This window comes from Micromonospora sp. AKA38 (genome assembly GCF_027925725.1).
In the GTDB taxonomy this organism is placed as follows: Bacteria; Actinomycetota; Actinomycetes; order Mycobacteriales; family Micromonosporaceae; genus Micromonospora.
Map to the genome: position 1 here is coordinate 170,268 of NZ_BNEI01000001.1, position 21,837 is coordinate 192,104.

At 72.1% G+C, this 21,837-nt stretch carries 20 protein-coding genes, 1 tRNA gene and 1 riboswitch; of the genes, 10 read left to right on the forward strand and 11 right to left on the reverse strand.

Annotation, left to right across the window (positions count from 1 at the left end; genetic code table 11):
- Window positions 1-3: 3 nt before the first annotated feature.
- Both TPA0908_RS00860 and TPA0908_RS00865 read left to right on the forward strand, forming a co-directional pair.
- Complete coding sequence (locus TPA0908_RS00860; RefSeq protein WP_281933715.1) at window positions 4-540, forward strand: GNAT family N-acetyltransferase; 537 nt, start codon at window positions 4-6, stop codon at window positions 538-540.
- On the forward strand, window positions 537-863 hold the full coding sequence (locus TPA0908_RS00865) for a DUF6331 family protein (protein ID WP_281933716.1): 327 nt from the start codon (window positions 537-539) through the stop codon (window positions 861-863). Before TPA0908_RS00860 ends, TPA0908_RS00865 begins: the two co-directional genes overlap by 4 nt.
- Window positions 864-902: 39 nt before the next feature.
- Here TPA0908_RS00865 and TPA0908_RS00870 read toward each other — a convergent pair whose 3' ends face one another.
- Both TPA0908_RS00870 and TPA0908_RS00875 read right to left on the reverse strand, forming a co-directional pair.
- The gene (locus tag TPA0908_RS00870; RefSeq protein WP_281933718.1) at window positions 903-1,568 is read right to left on the reverse strand and encodes a Type 1 glutamine amidotransferase-like domain-containing protein; all 666 of its coding nucleotides are present in this window, start codon (window positions 1,566-1,568) and stop codon (window positions 903-905) included.
- Window positions 1,569-1,697: 129 nt separating this feature from the next.
- Window positions 1,698-1,771, reverse strand: a tRNA-Gly gene (locus TPA0908_RS00875).
- A gap of 202 nt (window positions 1,772-1,973) precedes the next feature.
- Between TPA0908_RS00875 and TPA0908_RS00880 the strand changes: the two genes are divergently transcribed.
- Complete coding sequence (locus tag TPA0908_RS00880; protein WP_281933720.1) at window positions 1,974-2,954, forward strand: zinc metalloprotease; 981 nt, start codon at window positions 1,974-1,976, stop codon at window positions 2,952-2,954.
- Window positions 2,955-3,026: 72 nt separating this feature from the next.
- Here TPA0908_RS00880 and TPA0908_RS00885 read toward each other — a convergent pair whose 3' ends face one another.
- On the reverse strand, window positions 3,027-3,608 hold the full coding sequence (locus TPA0908_RS00885; protein ID WP_281933722.1) for a pyridoxamine 5'-phosphate oxidase family protein: 582 nt from the start codon (window positions 3,606-3,608) through the stop codon (window positions 3,027-3,029).
- A gap of 78 nt (window positions 3,609-3,686) precedes the next feature.
- Here TPA0908_RS00885 and dcd point away from each other — a divergent pair, with 78 nt between their 5' ends.
- A complete protein-coding gene (dcd, locus tag TPA0908_RS00890) occupies window positions 3,687-4,265 on the forward strand; it encodes a dCTP deaminase (RefSeq protein ID WP_278108718.1) in 579 nt (192 codons plus the stop codon).
- Between the two features lie 71 nt (window positions 4,266-4,336).
- Here dcd and TPA0908_RS00895 read toward each other — a convergent pair whose 3' ends face one another.
- A complete protein-coding gene (locus TPA0908_RS00895; RefSeq protein ID WP_281933726.1) occupies window positions 4,337-5,371 on the reverse strand; it encodes a C40 family peptidase in 1,035 nt (344 codons plus the stop codon).
- Between the two features lie 13 nt (window positions 5,372-5,384).
- Window positions 5,385-5,520: riboswitch (cyclic di-AMP (ydaO/yuaA leader) on the reverse strand.
- Between the two features lie 232 nt (window positions 5,521-5,752).
- Between TPA0908_RS00895 and TPA0908_RS00900 the strand changes: the two genes are divergently transcribed.
- Window positions 5,753-7,786, forward strand: coding sequence for an N-acetylmuramoyl-L-alanine amidase (locus TPA0908_RS00900; RefSeq protein WP_281933728.1), 2,034 nt, complete (start codon window positions 5,753-5,755; stop codon window positions 7,784-7,786).
- Between the two features lie 64 nt (window positions 7,787-7,850).
- On the opposite strand, the gene TPA0908_RS00905 is transcribed toward TPA0908_RS00900, so the two are convergent.
- The 3 genes from TPA0908_RS00905 to TPA0908_RS00915 form a co-directional block, all read right to left on the reverse strand.
- Entirely contained in the window at window positions 7,851-8,852 is a 1,002-nt protein-coding gene (locus tag TPA0908_RS00905; protein ID WP_281933730.1) for a C40 family peptidase, read from the reverse strand.
- A gap of 179 nt (window positions 8,853-9,031) precedes the next feature.
- Complete coding sequence (locus TPA0908_RS00910; RefSeq protein WP_281933732.1) at window positions 9,032-10,036, reverse strand: hemolysin family protein; 1,005 nt, start codon at window positions 10,034-10,036, stop codon at window positions 9,032-9,034.
- A complete protein-coding gene (locus TPA0908_RS00915) occupies window positions 10,029-11,336 on the reverse strand; it encodes a hemolysin family protein (RefSeq protein WP_281933734.1) in 1,308 nt (435 codons plus the stop codon). Before TPA0908_RS00915 ends, TPA0908_RS00910 begins: the two co-directional genes overlap by 8 nt.
- Before the next feature lie 81 nt (window positions 11,337-11,417).
- Between TPA0908_RS00915 and TPA0908_RS00920 the strand changes: the two genes are divergently transcribed.
- Window positions 11,418-12,089, forward strand: a complete 672-nt coding sequence (locus TPA0908_RS00920) for a GOLPH3/VPS74 family protein (protein ID WP_281933736.1) — start codon at window positions 11,418-11,420, stop codon at window positions 12,087-12,089.
- A gap of 66 nt (window positions 12,090-12,155) precedes the next feature.
- Here the strand turns inward: TPA0908_RS00920 and TPA0908_RS00925 are convergent, their stop codons facing one another.
- Together TPA0908_RS00925 and TPA0908_RS00930 are read right to left on the reverse strand one after the other, a co-directional pair.
- Window positions 12,156-14,354: a (Fe-S)-binding protein gene (locus tag TPA0908_RS00925; protein WP_281933737.1), complete on the reverse strand. Its 2,199-nt coding sequence runs from the start codon at window positions 14,352-14,354 to the stop codon at window positions 12,156-12,158.
- A 176-nt stretch (window positions 14,355-14,530) separates the two neighbouring features.
- Window positions 14,531-14,794, reverse strand: a complete 264-nt coding sequence (locus tag TPA0908_RS00930) for a cell division protein CrgA (protein ID WP_281933739.1) — start codon at window positions 14,792-14,794, stop codon at window positions 14,531-14,533.
- 231 nt (window positions 14,795-15,025) lie between these two features.
- On the opposite strand from TPA0908_RS00930, the gene TPA0908_RS00935 reads away from it, so the two are divergent.
- The 4 genes from TPA0908_RS00935 to TPA0908_RS00950 are packed head-to-tail and all read left to right on the forward strand — an operon-like array spanning window position 15,026 to window position 18,551.
- Window positions 15,026-15,832: a DUF881 domain-containing protein gene (locus TPA0908_RS00935; RefSeq protein ID WP_281933740.1), complete on the forward strand. Its 807-nt coding sequence runs from the start codon at window positions 15,026-15,028 to the stop codon at window positions 15,830-15,832.
- The gene (locus TPA0908_RS00940; protein WP_281933742.1) at window positions 15,829-17,607 is read left to right on the forward strand and encodes a class E sortase; all 1,779 of its coding nucleotides are present in this window, start codon (window positions 15,829-15,831) and stop codon (window positions 17,605-17,607) included. Before TPA0908_RS00935 ends, TPA0908_RS00940 begins: the two co-directional genes overlap by 4 nt.
- A gap of 3 nt (window positions 17,608-17,610) precedes the next feature.
- Complete coding sequence (locus TPA0908_RS00945) at window positions 17,611-17,895, forward strand: hypothetical protein (protein ID WP_281933744.1); 285 nt, start codon at window positions 17,611-17,613, stop codon at window positions 17,893-17,895.
- A gap of 5 nt (window positions 17,896-17,900) precedes the next feature.
- A complete protein-coding gene (locus tag TPA0908_RS00950; protein ID WP_281933746.1) occupies window positions 17,901-18,551 on the forward strand; it encodes an aminodeoxychorismate/anthranilate synthase component II in 651 nt (216 codons plus the stop codon).
- A 94-nt stretch (window positions 18,552-18,645) separates the two neighbouring features.
- On the opposite strand, the gene pknB is transcribed toward TPA0908_RS00950, so the two are convergent.
- Both pknB and TPA0908_RS00960 read right to left on the reverse strand, forming a co-directional pair.
- Window positions 18,646-20,463: a Stk1 family PASTA domain-containing Ser/Thr kinase gene (pknB, locus tag TPA0908_RS00955; RefSeq protein ID WP_281933766.1), complete on the reverse strand. Its 1,818-nt coding sequence runs from the start codon at window positions 20,461-20,463 to the stop codon at window positions 18,646-18,648.
- Window positions 20,460-21,836, reverse strand: coding sequence for a serine/threonine-protein kinase (locus TPA0908_RS00960; protein WP_281933768.1), 1,377 nt, complete (start codon window positions 21,834-21,836; stop codon window positions 20,460-20,462). The genes pknB and TPA0908_RS00960 overlap by 4 nt, the downstream gene beginning before the upstream one ends.
- Window position 21,837: the final 1 nt, after the last annotated feature.

Genomic DNA, 21,837 nt, shown 5'->3' on the forward strand with positions numbered 1-21,837 from the left:
CCGGTGCCGGAACTCGAACGACTCGCCACCCATCACGCCTACGTGCTGTACCGGTTCGAGCGGGAGAACCGGGCCTACTTCGCCCGCTACGTGCCCGACCGCGGCGACGCCTACTTCGACCTGTTCGCCGACCGGCTCGCCGCCCTGCTGGACGAGCAGGACCGCGGCGTCTGCCACTTCCACGTGCTGGTCGACGACGACGGCTTCGTGCTCGGGCGGTTCAACCTGGTCGACGTGGCCGACGGCAGCGCCGAGCTGGGCTACCGGGTGGCCGAACGCGCCGCCGGACGCGGCCTCGCCCAGTACGGCGTGCGGCGGGTCAGCGAGCTGGCCCGCGACGAGTACGGGCTGCGCCGGCTGGTCGCCGACGCGGCGCTGGCGAACCCGGCGTCACTGGCGGTGCTCCGGCGGACCGGGTTCGTCAAGGCCGGGAAGGTGGACCTGGGTGGGGAGCCGGGGCTGCGGCACGTCCTCGACCTGCACCCGACTCCGGAGCAGCGCCCTCGGGTAGGCGGCACGCACCCGGGGGATCAGCGGTGAGGGAGGTGTCGGTCGACATCCCGTCGCCCCTGAGCGGCTGCCTCGACCACTGCGAGGTCGAGTGCGTCCGCCTGTGCTGCGGGATCGACGCCATCTCCACCGATCCCGCCCTCGTCGCGGCGTGGTGCCGTCGGGTGGGGCCGGACGCGGTGGTCGAGGCCCGGCGTCAGCTCGCCGCGTTGGTCGAGGTCGTCCGGGACCGCTCGCACGCTGTCACGTCGACGTTCCTGAACCACCGCACGCACGACGACGCCGCGCGGCGACAGTTGCTGGACTTCCTGGCCGAGTTGGAAGCGGGATTGGCGCGCGGGAACCGGTCCTGAGAACGCGATCCGGCCCCACGGCGGGCAGATCGCCTGTCGTCACGACTGTGCCGGGAACAGCTTCCAATGCCCCTCGGTGACGACCTCGACGCTGCCGTCGATCACGGTGAGGACTGTTGAATCGTCGATCGCGTATGCCGGTCCCGACATGCCGGCGGCCCACTTCTCGGCCTCGGCCATGGTGTTCTCCGGCAGGTCCGGGTGATCCAGGTGCGGGAAGATCGAGAAGTCGACCACGCCCAGCGCCTCGTCGGTCCCGCCGGGTGGTGTCCAGGCGACGAATTCGGCCCCGACCCGGGGGGCCATCACCATGCTGCCGGCGCTCGCCCCCACCCAGACCGCATCCAGCGACGGCAGCAGCTCCGCCAACCCGGACTGCCGCATCCAGTGGCTCAGGTACAGGGCGTCCCCGCCGCCCACCAGCAGGGCGTCCGCCTCCTGGACCCAGGGCACCCAGCGATCTTCCCCGACGCTGGGCAACGCGGTGAGTTCCAGCACGCCCAACGACTTCCACCCCAACTCGCACATCGGTATGACGGATTGACCGGTGATGAAGCGCCACGCCCCGGCGGGACCGCCCATGGCGTATCCGGCGGTCGGAATGCAGAGGGCGTTGGCGTCGGCAATCGGTTTGCCCAGAAGGCCGACCAGCTCGTCCTGGATGCTCGCGTTCTTGATGCCCGCGGACGTGAGAAGAAGCTTCAAGATCATCCCCCGATGGATCTTCGTCAGTCCCCGGAGAGTAGCCCCCTGACCGCGAGTTCGGCGTCCGCCGGCCCCCGGCAAACGTCGAAGGCCCCGGCGGGACTGTCGTCCTCACCAGGGCCTCGATCGTGGAGCGGGTGACGGGAATCGAACCCGCACTGTCAGCTTGGGAAGCTGATGTTCTGCCATTGAACTACACCCGCGAGCGGCACCACTGTACCTGAGGTCACCACCCCCGTGCACCCAGGTACCCCCGCCACGCGGCCCGGCCGAGTTGATCAACGGATGTTGCACGCCGGCAACATATGGTCGTTCTCAAATCCCTCGATGGGATGTAACGTCTGCCACACGTTTCCGACTCGGCGTGACACACCCCCTGCCACGCCGTCAGAAAGAGGTGGGCCCATGGGACTCCGTCCCAACCTGCTGACCCGGCGTACCGCCGGTGTCGCGACGTCGACCCTCGCGCTGCTGCTCAGCACCGCCGCCGTCGGCGTCGTCCCCGCTGCTTCGGCCTTCTCAGCCGCCCCGGCCGGCGTGTGCGCCGAGCCGGCCGACGCCCACGCCGACGCCCGTGTCGCCAAGGGCGGCCACGCCAAGCTCGACCCGAACCACCTGACCGCCAAGCAGGTTCGCGACCGCGAGGCCGACCTCGCCGCCGCGCAGCGCGAGCGGGCCAACTTCCGGACCGGCGCCGTCGCCCCGCTGGCGACCGTGACCATCCCGGTCGTCGTGCACGTCATCCAGGAGAACAGCACCCGCGCCGGTGGCAACATCCCGGACTCGCTGATCACCCAGCAGATCAGCGTGCTCAACCAGGCGTACGCGGGCTCGACCGGCGGCGCGGCCACCGCGTTCAGCTTCCAGCTCACGAAGATCAACCGGGTGACCAACGCGTCGTGGTACCCGATCGTGCAGGGCTCCTCGGCGGAGCGGTCGATGAAGACCTCGCTGCGCACGGGCGGCAAGAACACGCTGAACATGTACCTCGGTGAGCTGAGCGACGGCCTGCTGGGCTGGGCGACCTTCCCGAAGCGGACGCTGGACAAGATGGACGGCGTGGTCGTGCTCGGCGAGTCGTTGCCCGGCGGCACGGCGACCAACTACAACCAGGGCGACACCGGCACCCACGAGATCGGCCACTGGCTGAACCTCTACCACACCTTCCAGGGCGGCTGCTCGGGCTCGGGTGACAGCGTCTCCGACACCCCGGCCGAGGCCTCCCCGGCGTACGAGTGCCCGACCGGTCGGGACACCTGCTCCACGACCGGCAAGGACCCGATCACCAACTTCATGGACTACACGTACGACTCCTGCATGTACCAGTTCACCGCCGGCCAGGCGAGCCGCATGCTGACCGCGTGGAACGCCTACCGCGCGGCCTGATCGCCACCGCACCACGTACCGGTGCCGGCCCCGTCTGCGGACGGGGCCGGCACCGTCGTTTTACGGGCCCGGTCAGGCGGCCGGCCGGCGGGTGTCGAAGCCGTGCCGACCACGGCGGCCGTCCGGGACGAGCGCGTCACGCCGGGCCGCGACCGGGGGTGGCGACACCGGAGTGGCGGACGCGGGTGCGGCCTCCCCCGGGTCGAGCCAGAGCCGCATCTCCGGGCGGCCGGCACCGATCTGGGTGATCGGGTCACGGCGGGTCAGCATCGCCACGTCGACGGAGAACTCGAACAGGCGCCAGTCACCCTGCGGCGCCGCCCGGCCGATCCGGGTCAGCCGGTCCACCGTCGCCGGATCGGTCACCGGAACGGCGCGACCGGCCAGGTAAGCCTCGTCGTCGCTCTCCTCCGGCGGGAAGGAGTGCAGCGCGTAACGGCCGTCGCGTTCGAGGTCGCGGCGCTTCGGCGAGTCGATGACGAAGCACCAGAGCCCGTCGTCGGTGATCAGCGGCGAGACCGGGTGCACCCGTGGGCCACCATCGGCGCGGACCGTGGCGAGGTAGCCGAAGCCCGGCCCGTACTGCTGCATCAGAAGGCGGATCTCGGCCGCGAGTCGGGGTTCGTCGGCGGCGAATTCGGACCAGGAAGCCATGCCGACAGTCTATCGAACACGTGTACGAAGAAGTAGTCCGACACGCTGGTCACCACCGTCTGTCGCTAGAGTGTTCCGATGCTGCTCTCCGACCGCGACCTGGTCTCCGAGATCAAGGCGGGCACGCTCGCGCTGGAGCCCTTCGAGCCCACGCTGGTGCAGCCGTCCAGCATCGACGTACGCCTGGACCGGCTGTTCCGGGTCTTCAACAACCATCTCTACACGCACATCGACCCGTCGGTGCAGCAGGACGACCTGACGTCGATGGTGGAGGTCCCCGAGGGGCAGCCGTTCGTGCTGCACCCGGGCGAGTTCGTGCTCGCGTCCACGCTCGAGGTGATCTCGCTGGGTGAGGAGCTGGCCGGTCGGCTGGAGGGCAAGTCGAGCCTGGGGCGGCTCGGCCTGCTCACCCACTCCACGGCCGGCTTCATCGACCCGGGCTTCTCCGGCCACGTCACGCTGGAGTTGTCCAACGTGGCGAATCTGCCGATCACGCTCTGGCCGGGCATGAAGATCGGCCAGCTCTGCATCTTCCGGCTCTCGTCGCCGGCCGAGCACCCGTACGGCTCGGCCGTCTACGGGTCGCGCTACCAGGGTCAACGCGGCCCGACGCCGAGCCGGTCCTGGCAGAGCTGGCGCACCTGGCCGACCCGCTGACGCCGAGCGTGGTTGTGAGGAGGGGCCCCCTGTTATGCGGAATGCGTTAACCGGGGGCCCCTCCTAACACCTCAGCCGGGGCGGCCGTAGCTGTTGATGTCGCCGTCGTCGACGCGCTTCATGGTGATGGGCTTGCCGGACTGGGAGGCGTGCACCACCCAGCCGTCCCCGACGTACATGCCCACGTGGTGCAGGTCGCCGTAGTAGAAGACCAGGTCACCGGCGCGCAGCTCGGCGCGGCTGACCCGCTTCGTCACGTCGTGCTGCTGGCGGGCGTTGTGCGGCAGCGAGACCCCGGCCTTCGCCCAGGCGGCCATGGTCAGGCCCGAGCAGTCGAAGTGGTCCGGGCCGGCCGCGCCCCACACGTAGATCTTGCCGATCTGGGCGCAGGCGAACTTGACCGCCACCCCGGCCGCGCCGCCCGGGTATCCGGCGGGACAGGGGGCCGGGCGCAGCGGGCCGCCGCCACCGTTGCCGTACACCTTGAGCCGCAGCTTCTGGAGCTTGGCGATCTCGGCGTCGATCTGCTTCTTCTTCGCCGCGAGCTGGGCCTCGGTGCGGCTCAGGTCGGCGACCATCGCGTCCAGCGGCTTCTTCTTCGCCGCCAGCTCGTCGCGCAGCGCGGCGATGTCGCGGACCTGCTCCTGCTGGTGGTGCGCGAAGCGGTCGAGCATTTCCAGGCCGGTGACCAGCTCACTCGGCGAACGGCTGCCCAGCAGCGCGTTGACGGTGGAGAGGTTGTCGCCCTTGTACGCGTCGGCGGCGAGCCCGCCGACCTGGCCGAGCGCGGCGTCCACCCGGGCCTGGAGCGGGGCGATCTGCCTGCCGAGCGCGTCGGCCTGCTTGCGGCGCACCGCGAGCTGCCCGCGGACGGCGTTGACCTGTTCGATGACGGGTTCGAGCTTGTTCCAGTCGCGGTCGATCTGGGCCTCGATCTCGGCGACCGAGGGTTCCGCGTGCGCCGCCGTCGCGCCACCGGTCAGGACGACCGCGGCGCCGACCAGGGCGGCGAGTGTGGTGGTGAAGCGGGACCAGCGGAAACGCGGCACGGCGGCGGACCGGTCGACCGACCGGCTCGACGTCGGCCGCGGGGCATGGTGGGCCACCGGGCGTCCGTACTCCTTCTGCCTGACCGCCTACCGGGTTAGCTGACGGGTTCGGGCGGGAAGGGAAGCGCCCTACCGCAGTGGCTGCGGATTCACCCCAGGAACCTGGGTCCCCGGTTCGCCCGTGGGCGACTCGGCGGTGTCGGGCCGTCACCGACCGGGCTGGACGGTGAAACATGCGGCCGACGATTGACCAGAGTAAGGATTCCCGTTATCGATCCGCAACCCGAACGGCCGTGACACTCCGTACCGGATGCGCCGCGCGAACGTGAATGGAGATTTTCTTCGCGTTGGATTGCCTCCTGGAAAGGTATTGACCCCCACGGGTGGCTGGCGTGAGGGTGGGAACGCAGTGACCCCCATCCCTGTCCAGGAGGTTCGATGCACCTCACAGCCCCGCCGCCGAGCAGACGGATACTGCTCGCCGCCGCCGTGGCGACCGCCACCGCGCTTGCCACCACCGGCCCGGTGAGCGCCGCGCCGCAGGCGGACCGGCCCATCGGCGACCGTCAGCAGCAGTACGCAGCCGCGGCGGCCGAGTACGGCGTACCGCAGAACGTGCTGCTCGGTGTCTCCTACCTGGAGTCGAGGTGGGACACCCACCCGGGCCAGCCCAGCACCAGCGGCGGCTACGGCCCGATGCACCTGACCGACGCCGCGCACGTCCTGGCCACGCCGGGCAGCGCCCACGTCGACGAGGACGAGGACCCGCGCGGCGACGACGCCCGCCCGCTCCGGCTCGACCCGGCCACCGCCGCCGCGCCGACCCGGGAGACGCCGCTGCCGGCCGCCTCGCTCCAGACGCTCGACGCCGCCGCCACGCTCACCGGGCTGGACGCGCAGACGCTGCGCACCGACCCGGCGGCGAACATCCGCGGCGGCGCGGCGCTGCTGGCGTCGTACCAGAAGGCACTGGGTGGGCCGGTCGGCGCCGGCAGCGACGTCGCGGCCTGGTACGGCGCGGTGGCCCGCTACTCCGGCGCGGACACGTCCGACGCGGCGGCAGCCTTCGCCGACGAGGTCTACGACCAGCTCGGCCAGGGCGCGGCCCGGACCACCGACGACGGGCAACGGGTCACGCTGGCCGCCACCGCCGCGCAGCCGGACCGGGCCGTGCTGGCCCGGCTCGGACTACGCCACGCCGCGCGGCCGGACGGGCTGGAGTGCCCGGTGCGGCTGGCCTGCGAGTGGATTCCCGCCCCCTACGAGCAGCTCAGCGCCGACCCGGGCGACTACGGCAACCACGACCTGGGCGACCGGCCGAAGCAGCAGAAGATCGAATACATCGTCATCCACGACACCGAGGGCTACTTCGCCCCCAGCGTCGACCTGGTGAAACGTGCCGACTACCTGGGCTGGCACTACACGCTGCGGTCGGTGGACGGCTACGTCGCGCAGCACATCAAGGCCAAGGACGTCGGCTGGCACGCCGGCAACTGGTACGTCAACGCCAAGTCCATCGGCCTGGAGCACGAGGGCTTCGCCGGGCAGGGCACCTGGTACACCGAGGCGATGTACCGCAGCTCGGCCAAACTGGTCCGCTACCTGGCGCAGAAGTTCGGCATCCCGATGGACCGGCAGCACATCATCGGCCACGACAACGTGCCCGGCATCACCGCCGCGAACGTGCGGGGCATGCACTGGGACCCGGGCCCCTACTGGGACTGGTCGCACTACTTCGACCTGATGAAGGCGCCGTTCCGGGCCACCGGCACGTCGCGTACCGGGCTGGTCACCATCGACCCGGACTTCGCCACCAACCGGCCCGCGTTCGTCGGCTGCAACCAGCAGCCGCCGGGCGTCCCGACGCCCACCCCGCCGGCCGAGACCTGCCCGTCGCGCGGCTCGTCGGCGGTGGTGCTGCGGACCGCGCCGAGCGCGGACGCCCCGCTGGTCAACGACCTCGGGCTGCGCCCGGACGGCACGCCGGACACGATGTACATCTCCGACCACGGCGCCCGCGCCTCCGCCGGACAGACGTACGCGGTGGCCGGCCGTCAGGGGGACTGGACCGCGATCTGGTACCTCGGCCAGAAGGCGTGGTTCCTCAACCCGGCCACCGCGCCCACCGCGAAGTGGGCCACCGGCTTCGTGGTGACGCCGCGCCCCGGCAAGGCCACCATCCCGGTGTACGGCCGCGCCTACCCGGAGCAGGCCGCCTACCCGGAGACGATTCCGTACCAGGCCATCTCCCCGCTCCAGTACACGTTCGCGGCCGGCCAGCGGTACGCGGTGGGCGGTGTGCTGCCGGGCGAGTACTACCGGGCGGTCTCCTACGACGGCTCCGCCCCCGGTGACCGCACCGTGGTCCGTGGCGAGAACCGCTACGTGCAGGTCCAGTTCGGCCACCGGATCATGTTCGTGAACCTCGACGACGTGCTGATCCTGCCGTCGCCGCTCGGCGCGCCGCGCTGACGCCCAGCAGACGGAGGAAGGCCCCCGGTCCGATGAGGACCGGGGGCCTTCGCCGTGACGCGGGTCAGTACGGTCGGCGGTAACCCGCGACCGGCATGTACTGCACCTTGGCCACCTGGACCGGTTTGCCGGTCCGGGGCGCGTGCACCATCAGGCCGTTGCCCAGGTAGAGCCCGACATGGTGCAGGTCGCTGAAGAAGAAGACCAGGTCACCGGGGCGGGCCTCGCTCGCCGAGATCTTCCGGCCCTCGTTCCACTGCGCGCCGGTGAAGTGGGTCAGCGAGATGCCCGCCGCCTTGTACGCGTACTGGGTGAGGCCGGAGCAGTCGAACGAGTTCGGGCCGGTCGCGCCCCACACGTACGGGTCGCCGACCTGGGCGCACGCCGTCTTGATCGCGGTGCGCGCGGCGCTGCTCACCACCCCGTCGATCGAGGGGCAGCCCTCCGGGCGGATCGAGGTCACCGGCAGCATCCCGGTCAGCCGCTTGATCTCGGAGTCGATCTGCTTCTTCTTCGCCGCCAGGTCGTTCTTCCGCTTGACCTCGGTGGCGATCAACGCGTCCAGCTTCTGCTTCTGCGCGTTGTACTTGTCGCGGGCCGCGAGCACGCCGGCGATCTGCCGGCGCTGGTCGTCGGCGATCCGGTCCAGCATGACGAGCTGTTCGGCAAGCGTCCCCGGCTTGGTGCTCACCAGCAGCGCGCCCATCTCCTGGGACGGGCCGCGCATGTAGTACCGGGAGGCGATGTCGCCGACCTTGTTCATCGCCAGCGTCGAGGCCAGCTCCAGCGGGACCATCTTCTTCTTCAGCTCGACCGACTTCTTCTGGTCGGCCTTGAGCTGGGCGCTGACCTTGTTGTACTGCTCGATCGTGGGTTCGAGCTGCTCCCACTGCTTGTCGATCTGCGCGTCGATCTCGTCCACCGAGGGCGCCGCGTGCGCCGGGGCCGCCAGCATCCCGGCGCCGACCGCGACGGCCGCGACCAGGGTGAGGAGACGGCGTACCACCCGGTGGACCCCGGCCGACCGGCCGGGGGGAGCGCTCGGGACGTGACGTTGAGGGGGCATGGTTGCCACCGGCACGGACTCCTTTGCAACCGACCGGCGGGCGCCTCGCGAGAGGGAAGATCGAGGCGGACGACCCACGGCGGTCGGTGCATCACATTAGGGAAGGCACCGGGGTGGAATCAAGGCGGCCGCCTGTTCAATCACGTGTCCGCAATCGCCTGCACACCAAGGGTATTCATTCACGTGCCGACAATGGCCGTCAATACGTCGTCGAGCGTCACCACACCGAGGGGCCGTCGACCGTCGCTGACCAGCACCATGTGCCGGCGCTCGCGACGCATCGCCAGCAGCAGATCGGCGAGCGTACGGTCCGGGGGCACCACCGCCAGCGGCCGGTAGACCTCGGCCGGCACCGGGGCCCGTCGGCTCGCGCCGGCGTACCCGAGCACGTCCTTGACGTGGACGAAGCCGAGCACCCGGCGGGTGGCCCGCTGCACCACCGGGAACCGGGACCGACCGGTGCGGGTCGCCAGCACCTCCAGCGAGGCCGGTGAGACGTCCTCCGCCACCGTGGTCACCGTCGACCACGGCTGCAACGCGTCCGCGGCGGTACGGCTGTGCAGGGCGAGCGCGCCGGTGATCCGAGCGTGCTCCTCGGCGTCCAGCAACCCCTCGGTGCGGGCCTGGGAGACCAGCCCGGCCAACTCCTCGGCGGTGAACACGGTCTTCACCGCGTCCGTCGCCTCCACCCGCCACCACCGCAGCACCTGCCGGGCCGACCACTTCATCGCCAGCAGCAGCGGCTTCGTGGCCAGGCAGAACGCGAGCATGGCCGGGCCGAGCCAGAGCGCCGACGGCTCCGGGCCGGCCAGCGTGATGTTCTTCGGCACCATCTCGCCGACCACGGTGTGCAGGAACACCACCACGGCCAGCGCGATCACGAACGCCACCGGGTGCACCGCCGAGGCGGGCAGCCCGACCGCGGTGAAGGGCACCTCCAGCAGGTGCGCCAACGCCGGCTCGGCGATCGCGCCCAGGCCGAGCGAGCAGACCGTGATGCCGAGCTGCGCGCCGGCGATCATCAGCGGGATCTGGTTCATCGCGGACAGCGCCCAGCGGGCCCGCTTCGACGTCGCCGTCAGCGGTTCGAGCACGGTACGGCGGGACGCGATCAACGCGAACTCGCTGCCCACGAAGAAGGCGTTGCCGAGCAGCAACACCAGGGCCACCAGCAGCTCAGGCACCGTCGTCGGGCTCCTCGGGACGCAGCACGCGGACCTGCTCGATCCGGTGCCGGTCCACCTCCACCACGGTGAACTCGTAGCCCGCCTCGTCGACCGTCTCGCAGGCGACCGGGATGTGCCCGAGGCGGGCCATCAGGAACCCGCCCAACGTCTCGTACGGCCCCTCGGGCAGCCGGAAACCGGTCTGCTCGACCAGCTCGTCGGCACGCAGCAGGCCGTCGACCAGGACGGTCCGTTCCCCGCCCGGCACGGTCAGCTCCACCGGCCCGAGGTCGTCCACCGCGGCCGGGTCGAACTCGTCGGCGATCTCCCCGACCAGCTCCTCGACCAGGTCCTCCACGGTCACCACGCCGTCCGTGCCGCCGTACTCGTCGACCACGATGGCCAGGTCCGCGCCGGCGTCCTTCAGCGCGGCCAGCACGCCGTCCAGGTCCAGGCTCTCCGGCACGTACACCGGTTCCCGGGCGACCGAGGCGACGGTGGTGGCGGCCCGCCGGGCCAGCGGCACCCCGAGCGCGTCGGGCACCCCGACGACACCGGTGACCAGGTCGAGCGTCTCCTCGTACACCGGGAACCGGGTGCGGCCGGTCCGCCGGGACAGATCGAGCAGCTCGGCGACGGAGGCGGTGGCGCGCAACGCGATCACGTCCACCCGGGGGGTCATCGCCTCGGCGGCCCGCTTGTCGCCGAACCGGATGGTGCGCCGCAGCAGCATCGCGGTGTCCGGTGGCAACGCGCCGGCCCGCGCCGAGATCGCGGCCAGCAACCCCAGCTCCTCCGGTGAGCGGGCGCTGGCCAGCTCCTCCTGCGGCTCCACGCCGAGCCGGCGGACCAACCGGTTGGCGGAGTCGTTGAGCAGCCGGATCAGCCAGCCGAAGGTGCGGGAGAAGGCGCGCATCGGCGCGGCGGTGGCCAGCGCCGCCGGCATCGGGCGGGCCAGCGCGAGGTTCTTCGGCACCAGCTCACCGAAGAGCATCGAGAGCAGCGTGGCCAGCGCCAGGGCGAGCAGCCCGGAGAGGTGGTCCGCCCCGCCGAACGGGCGCAGCACCGGCGCGACGAGCCGGGCCAGGGCGGGCTCGGCCAGGTAGCCGGTGAGCAGCGCGGTGATGGTGATGCCGAGCTGCGCGCCGGAGAGCTGGAAGGACAGGTCGCGCAGCGCACGGCGGACCGTGGCGGCCCGGACGTCGCCCTCGCCGGCCCGCCTGTCGATCTCCGCCCGGTCCACCGTGACCAGGGCGAACTCGGCCGCGACGAAGAAGGCGTTGCCCGCGGTCAGCAGCACGAAGCCGACCAGGGGCAACAGCGTCAGAACGAAAAGGCCGTCGATGGGCGTGATTGTGGCACGCGGGCGCCGATGGCGCGCCACCCGTAGCGTGGCGGTATGGACGGTCTGCTGCTCACCGACGAACTGGTCCTGCTCGCCTACGACGACGCCGGCGCGAACCGGCTCGGCCGTCCGCACCTCGACTACGGCCTCGCCGGCGCGGTGCTGCTGGAGTTGGCACTGGCCCGCCGGGTGGAGGTCGCGGACAAGCGACTGGTGGTGACCGATCCCACCCCGACCGGCGTGCCACTGCTCGACGAGGCGCTGGCCGCCGTCGGGGACGGGCGGCCCCGCAAGCCGAAGGACTGGATCGGCAAGCTGGCCAAGGGGCTGCCGGACCGGGTGCTCGACGGGCTGGTCGACGCCGGGGTGCTGCGTCGGGAGTCCGACCGGGTGCTGTTGGTCTTTCCGCGTACCCGCTATCCCTCGCCGACCGGCGCGGAGCCGGCGGCGGAGACCGCGGCCCGGCGCCGGATGGTGGACGCGCTGGTCGGCGCCGGCCCGGTCGACGCGCGGACCGCGGCGCTGCTCACCCTGACCGGCGCGGTCGGTCTGGACCGCAAGCTCTTCCGCGAGCTGCCGAAGGAGCGGGTCAAGACCCGGCTGACCGAGATCGCCGCCGGTGACTGGGCCTCCGCCGCGACGAAGAAGGCGATCGAGGAGATGCAGGCGGCGGTGATGATCGCGACCACCACCACGGCCGCCATCGCGGTCACCACAGCGAGCTGAGACGACGGCGGCGGCACCGTCCGGGTGCCGCCGCCGTCGTGGTCCGGCCCGTGCCGGGGGTACGCCTCAGCCGGCCGCCGGCGCGGTCTCCTTCTCGCCGGCCGGCGCGTCGGGCTTGACCGAGCGCAGCAGAACGCTCGCCACGTCGACCACCTCGACGTCCTCGCCGGCGCCCTTGCCGTTCACTCCGTCGTTGAGCATCGTCGAGCAGAACGGGCAGCCGACCGCGATGGTCTTCGCGCCGGTGGACATGGCCTCCTCGACCCGGTCCACGTTGATCCGCTTGCCGATCTTCTCCTCCATCCACATCCGGGCGCCACCGGCGCCGCAGCAGAAGGAGCGCTCGCTGTTGCGCGGCATCTCGGTCAGCTCGCCCTGCATCGAGTCGCCGAGCACCTCGCGGGGCGCGGCGAAGATCCGGTTGTGCCGGCCCAGGTAGCAGGGGTCGTGGTAGGTGACGCCACCGTCGACCGGCTGCACCGGCGTGAGCTTGCCGGCGCTGACCAGGTGGGCCAGCAGTTGGGTGTGGTGCACCACCTCGAACTCGCCGCCGAGCTGGCCGTACTCGTTGCCCAGCGTGTTGAAGCAGTGCGGGCAGGTGGCGACGATCTTGCGCTTGCTCTTCTCCCGGCCGTCGAACGCCTCGTTCAGCGTCTCCACGTTCTGCTGGGCGAGCATCTGGAACACGAACTCGTTGCCGATCCGGCGGGCCGGGTCACCGGAGCAGGTCTCGCCCTCGCCGAGGATGGCGAACGTCACGCCGGCCTCGTTGAGCAGCGTGGCGACCGCGCGGGTGGTCTTCTTGGCCCGGTCCTCGAACGCGCCGGCGCAGCCGACCCAGAAGAGGTACTCGAAGTCCTCGACCTCACCGACCCGGGGCACCTCGAAGTCCAGGCCCTTGGTCCAGTCCTCGCGGGTGTTCTGCGGCGCGCCCCACGGGTTGCCCTTGTTCTCCAGGTTGCGCAGCATCACGCCGGCCTCGGACGGGAAGCTCGACTCGATCAGCACCTGGTAGCGGCGCATGTCGACGATGTGGTCGACGTGCTCGATGTCCACCGGGCACTGCTCGACGCAGGCGCCGCAGGTGGTGCAGGACCAGAGCACGTCCGGGTCGATGACGCCGCCTTCCTCGGCGGTGCCGATCAACGGCCGGTCGGCCTCGGCCAGGGCCAGCACGTCCATGTGGGCGAGCTGCGCCTCGGTGGCCTTCTCCTCGCCGGTCAGGTCCTTGCCGCCGCCGGCCAGCAGGTAGGGCGCCTTGGCGTACGCGTGGTCGCGCAGGCTCAGCACCAGCAGCTTCGGCGACAGCGGCTTGCCGGTGTTCCAGGCCGGGCACTGCGACTGGCAGCGACCGCACTCGGTGCAGGTGCTGAAGTCGAGCAGGCCCTTCCAGGTGAACTGCTCGACCTGGGCGACGCCGAACTGGTCCTTCTCCGGGTCGGCCTCCTCGAAGTCGAGCGGCTTGCCCTCGCTCGTCATCGGCCGCAGCGGGCCCAGGCCGGAGCCGGCCGCCTTCTGCGGGTCGCGCTTGAAGAAGATGTTGGGGAACGCCAGGAAGCGATGCCAGGCGACACCCATGGTGACGTTCAGCGAGATCACGATGAGCCAGGTCATCGAGATGACGATCTTGATGAGGGCGGCCACGCTGACGCCGGCCGCCCAGTCGGGGAGCACCGAACCGACCGCGTGGCTGAGCGGGGTGGCCCAGACCGGGTACTCGAAGTGGTCGGTGGCGACCTTGAAGCCCCGGATGACGAAGCCGAAGATCAGGACCAGCAGCACGACCCACTCGACGAAGTAGCCCTGCCACATGGTCGAGCCGGTGAAGCGGGAGCGGTTCTCCGGCCGGTTGGGCCGGTTGCGCAGCCGGATCGCCATCAGCACCAGGATGCCGACCAGGCCGAGGATGCCGATCCACTCGGTGACCAGCCCGAAGACGGTCCAGTGCCCGACGATCGGCAGCCCGCCGCCGGTCGAGACCACCTCGAAGTAGGCCTCCAGCACCAGCAACGACAGCACGATGAAGCCGACCATCACGAACCAGTGGGCGGCCCCGACCACGCTCCACTTGAGCATGCGGGTGTGGCCGGCGGTCTCCACCAGCATCTTGGTGGTGCGCGCGCCCTTGTCGGCGAACCGCTCGGGCGCGGGCTGCCCGAGCCGGATGACGGCCGTCATCTTCATGACCGCGCGTACCGCAAGCCACACCGCCACGGCGGTGATGGCGGCCGCGAGGATCGTGGTGACGATCTGGACGCTGCCCATCGAGTTGGCCTCCCGGTCTGCTGCTTGTCAGTGCAGCCTACGCGGAAGGTTACTCAGCAGTAACGTGAATCTTCTCGCATCGGCCACGCCGCCCTGCGGACACCTTAGGTGGGCCGGCGCCCCGGCGCCGGGCAGGGGCGGCGTGGCGTGATGCGAGTGCTGCGGAAACCCGCCGGTCAGCGCCAGCGGGAGAGCAGGATCAGCGAGGAGACCATCGCGCCGAAGCCCACCGCGAGGTTCCAGTAACCCCACGAGGCGACCGGGTATGCCTGCTCGGAAAGGTAGTAGACGACCAGCCAGGCGATGCCGACCACGATCAGCGCGACGGCGGTGACCGGCAGCCAGATCGGGCTAGGCTTGCGCGTCGACGCCGTCGCCGTCGGACGGACGTCCGTCGGCGGGGTGTACACCTTCTTCTTGCGGACCTGAGACTTGGGCACGACGCTCTCCAGAGGGGGGTACGACCTCGTCCGGCCTGACAACCGGGCGCGGGGGCGACGGTCCATGGCCAATAATGTGTCGACAGCTAGCGTAGTCCCGACAGACCGTCCAGGCCACGAATGGGGTCGAGCCGGTGCGCGGAGTTACCGAAAAGAGCGGACTTTTCGGGTCGAGCAGGTCGGTTCGCATCGGCGCGGGCCGGAACGAGACGACGGGAAAGGGAACGCCCGGTGGAGTACACGTCCGGCGCCGCCTCCTGGCAGAAGGTCCTTCGCCGCGCGGTCGCCGGTCTGCTGCCCCGGCGGGCACGCCAGCGCCGCCCCGGCTGGTCGATCGGCGTGCCGCTGATCGCCGCCGCGGCCGGGCTGCTGTTCACCACCACCGCGACCACCGCCGGCGGCACCCCGCTGCGCGAGGACCGGCGACCCCAGCTCACCCAGCTCATCGAGGACCGCCGCGAGCAGGTCGCGGCCAGCGAGGCGAAGGCCGCGCGGCTGCGCGACGAGGTCGAGGAGCAGACCGAGGCGCTGGCCGGCACCGACGGGCCGGTGAAGACGCAGCGGGACCGGGCCGCCGCGATCCGGCAGGCCGCCGGGTTCACCGCGCTCACCGGCACCGGCATCACGATCGAGCTGAACGACGCCGACTGGGGCCCCGGCCAGCCGCTGCCCAAGGGCGCCAGCAACGACGACCTGGTCGTGCACCAGGGCGACGTGCAGGCGGTGGTGAACGCGCTGTGGGCCGGGGGCGCGGAGGCCATGTCAATCATGAACGTCCGCGTGCTCAGCACCAGCGCGGTACGCTGCGTCGGTAACACCCTGCTGCTGCACGGCCGGGTTTACTCCCCTCCTTTCAAGATCGTGGCCATCGGCGACCCCGCCCAGTTCCAGCGGGCGCTCGCCGCCTCTGAGGGAGTCCGGGTGTTCAAGGAAGTGGCCGACCACTACCAACTCGGCTACAGCGAGAAGACCTCCACCGTGACGGTGCCGGCGTTCGAAGACTCCACCGCGCTGCAATCGGCGACGGTGCCCCGGTGACCGGCGACGAACCCCGGGAACGCGACGATCGCCGTCGCACCGGATCGGAGGAGCCGACCGCGATCCTCCGGAAGGTCGAGCGTCCGGCGCCCGCCCCGGCCCGGGTCGACCTGCCGTGGCCGGACGCCGGCCCGGCCCACTCCGCCCCGGCACGGCGCGGCCCCACCGCCCGCCCGGTCACCCCGCCGGCCGCCCGCCCCGCCGGCCCACCGCCGGCCTGGCCGGGCAATCCGGCCCGTCCGCCGGCCGCCGCCTCGCGCGCCGAGGCGTACCCGCCGTCCCGCCGACCCGGCCCCGAGGGGCGCCCGCCGGAGGTCCGCAGCGGGCTCAACGCCCCACCGCCCGGCGGCCCGCCCGCCGGCCGAACCGCGGAGACACCCGACGTCGACAGCCGGCGGTACGCCGGTCCGACGGCTCCCACCGACCCCCGGCGGTTCGACCCGCCGGGTCGGGGAGCGCACTCCCGCCCGTCCGCCGAAGCCCCCCACGACCGCCGCCCCGGCCTGGACCCCTCCGACGCCCCGGCCGGCCGTCCCGGCGGGATGCCCGGTGCTGGCGCTGTGCCCGGTCCCGGCGGGATGCCCGGCCCCGGCGGAGGGTCCGGTGTCGGCGTCCGACCGGCCGCGCCGGGCGACGGGCCGACCGACTTCATCCCGCCGGTGGCCGGCCGCCCCGAGCAGCGCTCCACCGCAGCCGGGCAGCACACCGGCCCACCACAACGGACCACCGGCGCACCCGAGCGACACGCCGGTGGTCCCGAGCGACACGCCGGCGCACCCGAGCGGCACGCCAGTCGTCCCGAGCGCCACGCCGGCGTACCCCGGTCGGGTGGCCCGACCGGGCGCGGCCCGGACCCGGCCCCACCGGCCGACCCCGGCGCGACGGCGGTGCTGCCCGCCGTCACCCGGCGGCCGGCCGACCCCCGGTTGGACGCCACCGGCCTGATGGGCGCGGTGCCCCCGGCGCCGGACCCCGGCGGCGACGACGGCGAGCCGCCCGCCGAGCCGCCACGGCCACGGCGCGGCGAGCGGGTGGTGCAGCTCCGGCCGGAACAGACCGGCGAGGGATACCGCAGCGTCTACTCCGAGCTGACGCGGCCCACCACCGGCTCCCGGCTACGCACGGCGGTCCGTGGCGCGGGCGAGCTGCTGATCACGTTCGGCCTGGTGGTGCTCCTCTTCGCCGGCTACGAGATCTGGGGCAAGTCGGTCATCGTCGACGCCCACCAGAACGACCTGACCGGTCAGCTCGCCCAGGAGTGGGCGGCGGACCCGACGGTCGGCCCGACCCCCGGCCCGAGCGCGAAACCGAAGCCGCCGGCCGAGGGCAAGCCGGTCGCCGGCCTCTACATCCCGAAGCTCGACAAGCACTGGGTGGTGGTCGAGGGCGTCACCCCGGACGACATCCGGTACGCCCCGGGCCACTACCCGGACAGCGCCATGCCCGGCGAGGTGGGCAACTTCTCCGTCGCCGGACACCGCATCCGGTCCACGTTCTGGCGGCTGGACGAGCTGACCTCCGGCGACGCCATCGTGGTCGAGACCAAGGGCGAGTGGCTGGTCTACCGGGTCTACCAGCAGCGCATCGTCAAGCCGTCCCAGGTCGAGGTGGTCGCGCCGGTGCCGGGCAAGCCGGGCAGCCGGGCCACCGAGAAGCTGCTCACGCTGACCACCTGCAACCCCAAGTTCGACAACTACCAGCGGCTGATCATCCACGCCCGCTTCGACCGGGCCCAGGCCAAGTCGACGGGCCGACCGGCCGAGCTGGAGGGCTGAACCGTGTACGCGTGGATCTGGCGGAAGCTGCCCCTGGGCCTGCCCGGCAAGCTGATCGGGTCGGTGCTGCTGGCCACCGCCACCGTGGCCCTGCTCTGGTTCGTGGTCTTCCCGTGGGCCGAGCCGCTGCTGCCCTTCGACGACGTGCAGGTCACGCAGGATTCCGGCGTGCCCGGCGACGCCCCCGGCGGCGGCCTCACCGACCCGACCGGGCAGCCCGACCAGGACGAGGAACTCCCCTACAGCACCGAGACGAACAACGCCCCGCCCACCGCTCCGGGCGGGTGAGCCCGATGCGCGTCCTGGTGATCGACAACCACGACTCGTTCGTCTTCAACCTCGTGCAGTATCTCGGCCAGCTCGGCGCGGACTGCGAGGTCCGCCGCAACGACGAGATCGACGTCGCCGAGGTGGGCCGGGTCGGGGCGGCCGGCGTCCTGCTGTCGCCCGGTCCGGGCCGCCCGGAGCGCGCCGGCATCTGCCTGGACGTCATCCGCGAGTACGCCGGCCGGCTCCCGATCCTCGGCGTCTGCCTCGGCCACCAGGCCATCGGCGCGGCGTTCGGCGCGACCGTGACCCGCGCGCCGGAGCTGCTGCACGGCAAGACCTCCGAGGTCAACCACCGCGGCGACGGCGTGCTCGCCGGCCTGCCCGACCCGTTCACCGCCACCCGCTACCACTCGCTCGCCGTGCTGCCCGAGACGCTCCCCGACGAGCTGGAGGTCACCGGCTGGACCGCCTCCGGCGTGGTGATGGCGATGCGGCACCGCACGCTGCCGGTCGAAGGCGTCCAGTTCCACCCCGAGTCGGTGCTGACCGAGGGCGGTCACCTCATGCTGGCGAACTGGCTGGCCGCCTGCGGCCATCCGGAGGCGCGGGAGCGGGCCCCGGAGCTGGCCGCAGAGGTCGACGCGCGACGCCGCGCCGCGTTCGCCACCGCCTGACTCTCCCGGACACACCACGTGGCGGCGCCCCCGGTGAGGCACCGCCACGTCAGTGGTTCCGGCCGCCGGGGCCGCGTCGCGCCCCGACGAGAGATCAGCGGTCGCGCGTCGGCGGGATCGACGGGATCGGGAAACCGCCGCCACCCCCGGCACCCGGTGTGCTCGGCGACGTGGTGGGGGTCGCGCTCGGCGACGGGCTCTCGGACTCCTCGGGCAGCGGCACGTCGACCTCGATGGTCACGGTCTCGCCCTTGGCCAGCTTCTTGCCGGCGGACGGGGACTGGCCGCTCACCTTGCCCGCCTCGGCCGGCTCGACCTCGTCGCCGTCCACGGTCTTGACCCGGTAGCCGGCGTCCTCCAGCCGCTGCACCGCCTGGTCCTTGGTGTAGCCGCGGACGTTGGGCACCTCGTTGACGTTGCCCTTGGAGACCTCGAGCGTCACCTTGGTGTTCGGCGGCACCGAGCTGCCCTCCTTGGGCGTCACGTTGGTGACCTGATCCTTCGGAGCGCTGTTGTTGACGTCCTTACGATCCACGGTGAGCCCCAGGGCCTCCAGCTGGGCCTTCACGCTGGTGTAGGTGCCGCCCACCAGGCCCGGCGGGATCGTGACCTCACCCGGGCCGGCGCAGATCTGGACCGTGACCGGGGTGTTCTTGTCCACCCGGAGGCCCGGCCCGGGGCTCTGCCCCACCACCGTGCCCTTCTCGCACTCGGCGTTCTTCACCGGCGTGCCGGGAACGAACCGCAACCCGGCCTGGGTGAGCGCGGCCTGCGCGTCGGCCTGGGTCCGGTCGCCCAACTGCGGGACGGAGACCTTCTCGTTGCCGGCCTGGTTGAGCCAGAGCGCGGTGCCCAGCGCGATCACCGCCAGCACGCCGAGCGCGGCGAACGTGGCGATGACCCAGGAGGAACTCCTGCGCTTGCGCGGATCCCCGACCCGGGCCGGCGGCTGCTGGCGGGTCTGCGGGCCCATCATCTGGGTCTGCTGCGCCGCCTGGTAGCCGCCCGCGGCGGCCGCCATCGGCATGGTCTCCTCGGCCGGCATCACCGGGGTGGCCAGCACCGGCCGGCCGGCCGCGGCGCGGAGCAGGTCCGCCCGCATCTCACCGGCGCTCTGGTAGCGGTTGAGCGGGTTCTTGGAGAGCGCCTTGAGCACGATGGCGTCGACCGCGGGGTTGACGTCCGGGTTGATCGTGCTCGGCGTCGGCGGCTGCTCGCGGACGTGCTGGTAGGCGACGCTGACCGGGCTGTCCCCGACGAACGGCGGATGCCCGCAGAGCAGCTCGAACAGCACGCAGCCGGCCGCGTAGACGTCGGAGCGGGCGTCGACCGCCTCGCCGCGCGCCTGCTCCGGGGAGAGATATTGCGCGGTGCCGATGACCGCGCTGGTCTGCGTCATCGTGGTGGCGCCGCTGGCCAGCGCGCGGGCGATGCCGAAGTCCATCACCTTGACCTGGCCGGTCTGGGTGAGCATCACGTTGCCGGGCTTGATGTCCCGGTGGATGATGCCGTGCCGGTGGCTGAACTCCAGCGCCGCGCACATGTCGGCGCAGATCTCCAGCGCCCGGCGCGGCTGGAGCCGCCCCTCGACGCCGAGGACCTCCTTCAGGGTCCGCCCGTTGACGAACTCCATCACGATGAACGGCAGTGTCTCGCCGGTCGGGGCGGTCTCCTCGCCGGTGTCGTAGACGGCGACGATGGCCGGGTGGTTGAGCGAGGCGGCGTTCTGCGCCTCCCGGCGGAACCGCATCTGGAACGTCGCGTCGCGGGCCAGGTCGGCACGAAGCATCTTGATCGCGACGTCCCGCCCGAGCCGGAGATCGCGACCGCGGTGCACCTCCGCCATGCCGCCGTAGCCCAGCAGCTCGCCGACCTGGTACCTGCCACCGAGCAGGCGGGCCTGCGCTGTCATCGCGTCTCTCGTCCTTCGCTCGTCGTCGTACCGCCGCCGGCCGGCTGGAGGCGTACCTCACGACGGTACGACGTGCGGACCGGATAGTCGCCCCCGTACGCGCGCACCGCGCCGGAGGTCACGCTCACACTCGCCGGACCGGGGGCGGCCGAACCGTACTTCCGGTACCAGAACGAGATCACGCCCGAGCAGAGGATGACCAGCACCGCCACCAGGATCGCGGTCGTCCAGAGCCCGGACCGGGAACGGCGGGGTGCCGGCGGCGGCGCGACGGGCGGACGAGCGTACCCCAGCGGGTTGTGCGGGGGTCGGGGTTGCGGGACGGGTGCCGCGCCGCGCGGACCCACCGGCGGGCGGGCCTGCGGGGCCGGGTGCGCGACCATGGTCGGGCGCGGCGCCGCCGGTGGGCGGGCCGGCGTCACCGGCGGTCGGGGCGGCGTCACCGGCGGTCGGGGCTGCGGGCGGGGCGCGGCGTTCGGCACCTGCGCCCGCGCGACCGGTGCGGCCGGCGAGGCCGGTACGCCGGAGATCGGCCGCCCGCCGCGCGCCTGCTGGGAGAGCGTCTGCTTGGCCTGCCGGGCGACCCCGGCCAACGCGGCGGCGCTGGACCAGCGGGCCGTCGGGTCCTTCGCCATGGCCCGCTCGACGATCGCCCGCACCTGCGGCGGGATGTCGGCGGGGAGCGCGCGGGGCGTGTCCCGCACGTGCTTCATGGCGATCTCGAGCGGGTTGTCGCCCTCGAACGGCCGCCGGCCGGCCAGGCACTGGTAGGCGACCACGCCGAGCGCGTACACGTCGGAGGCGGGGGTGGCGACCGCGCCGGTGGCCTGCTCGGGCGAGATGTAGGAGGCGGTGCCGAGCACCGAGCCGGCGGCGGTGAGCTGGCCGACCAGCTCCGACCGGGCGATGCCGAAGTCGGTGAGCACCAGCGTGCCGTTCGGCCGGACCAGCAGGTTGCCCGGTTTCACGTCGCGGTGCACGATGCCCTTCTCGTGCGCGGCGTGCAGCGCGTCGGCGGCCTGGGCCAGCAACGCCATGGTGCGGGCCGGGGTGAGCCGGCCGACCCGACCGAGCGTGGCGGAGAGCGCGTCGCCCTCCACGTATTCCATGACCAGGAACGCGATGTGCTGGTCGCTGCCGAAGTCGTAGACGTCCACCACGCCGGGGTGGTTGATGGTGGCCATGGTCCGCGCCTCGCCCCGGAACCGCTCGGCGAAGCCCGGCTCGTCGAGCAACGCGGGCAGCAGGCTCTTGACCGCGACCGTCCGGCCCAGCACCTGGTCGGTGCCGCGCCAGACGTCACCCATGCCACCGCTGGCGATCCGCTCGTCGAGACGGTAGCGGTTGCCGAGCTGCACCCCCGGGCTCAGCACG

Coding starts and splice junctions, on each gene's coding strand:
- TPA0908_RS00880 (WP_281933720.1), top strand. CDS start 1,974: ATGGGACTCCGTCCCAACCTGCTGACCCGGCGTACCGCCGGTGTCGCG.
- TPA0908_RS00885 (WP_281933722.1), bottom strand. CDS start 3,608: ATGGCTTCCTGGTCCGAATTCGCCGCCGACGAACCCCGACTCGCGGCC.
- dcd (WP_278108718.1), top strand. CDS start 3,687: ATGCTGCTCTCCGACCGCGACCTGGTCTCCGAGATCAAGGCGGGCACG.
- TPA0908_RS00900 (WP_281933728.1), top strand. CDS start 5,753: ATGCACCTCACAGCCCCGCCGCCGAGCAGACGGATACTGCTCGCCGCC.
- TPA0908_RS00905 (WP_281933730.1), bottom strand. CDS start 8,852: ATGCCCCCTCAACGTCACGTCCCGAGCGCTCCCCCCGGCCGGTCGGCC.
- TPA0908_RS00920 (WP_281933736.1), top strand. CDS start 11,418: ATGGACGGTCTGCTGCTCACCGACGAACTGGTCCTGCTCGCCTACGAC.
- TPA0908_RS00925 (WP_281933737.1), bottom strand. CDS start 14,354: ATGGGCAGCGTCCAGATCGTCACCACGATCCTCGCGGCCGCCATCACC.
- TPA0908_RS00950 (WP_281933746.1), top strand. CDS start 17,901: ATGCGCGTCCTGGTGATCGACAACCACGACTCGTTCGTCTTCAACCTC.
- pknB (WP_281933766.1), bottom strand. CDS start 20,463: ATGACAGCGCAGGCCCGCCTGCTCGGTGGCAGGTACCAGGTCGGCGAG.